General features: G+C 67.2%; 1 protein-coding gene. It reads left to right on the top strand.

Going from position 1 to position 936, the window contains the following annotated elements; genetic code table 11:
- Positions 1-7: 7 nt before the first annotated feature.
- The coding region (locus ACFQ2V_RS21240) for an IS1595 family transposase (protein WP_386055016.1) at positions 8-936 on the top strand (929 nt) is incomplete at its 3' end.

Genomic DNA, 936 nt, shown 5'->3' with positions numbered 1-936 from the left:
GAATCCAATTCGGGGCGTGGATTATCCGTCGACGTACCAGCAGCTGCTCGATTGGTTCCCGGACAACGATTCGTGCCTGGACTACCTCGCGGCTCTGCGGTGGCCGGAGGGGTTCGTGTGCCCCAAATGCGAGGCGCGGGAGTTCTGGCGCACCGGCGCCGGGTTGTGGATGTGTCGCACGTGCGGGCGGCGCACGTCGGTCACGGCCGGGACGATCTTCGACCGGACCCGGACGCCGCTGTCGACCTGGTTCGCCGCGATCTGGTTCCTGACCTCGCAGAAGAACGGCATGTCAGCGCTCGGGCTGCAGCGCGTGCTCGGGTTCGGCTCCTACGAGACCGCGTGGGCGTGGATGCACAAGCTGCGCCGGGCGATGGTCCGCCCTGAGCGGGACAAGCTCTCTGGGGTCGTGGAACTCGACGAGACGATGATCGGCGGCGCCACGCGCAACAGCGGCGGCGGCTACGGGGACAAGGTCGCGGTCATGATTGCCATAGAGCACAACGAAACTCATCGCCTGGGCCGGGTGCGGCTCGCGGTCGCGGACCACCCCGGCACCTCACAGCTGGTCGACTTCGCCACGACCGTCATCGAGCCAGGATCCACCATCCGCACCGACGGCGCCCGAACCCTGCGCCGGCTCGCCGACCTCGGCTACACCCACGAGTTCACCCTCGGCTACAGCGCACCCGACAAGGCCAGCGTCCTGCCCGGCGTGCACCTGGTCGCCTCCCTGCTCAAACGCTGGCTCATCGGCACCCTGCACTTTCGCGTCGAGGAACAACACCTGCCGTACTACCTCGACGAGTACACGTTCCGGTTCAACCGCCGCAACGCCAAGTCCCGCGGCCTGCTCTTCTACCGACTGCTGCAGCAAGCCGTCGACACCGACCCGCACCCGCTCAAGGACCTGCTGAAGCCAGAAACCGGCATACC

It is taken from the genome of Terrabacter terrigena (assembly GCF_042676085.1).
Classification (GTDB): domain Bacteria; phylum Actinomycetota; class Actinomycetes; order Actinomycetales; family Dermatophilaceae; genus Terrabacter; species Terrabacter terrigena.
Note: the sequence above shows the minus strand (reverse complement) of the source record. Positions and strands in the feature narration are given on the sequence as shown.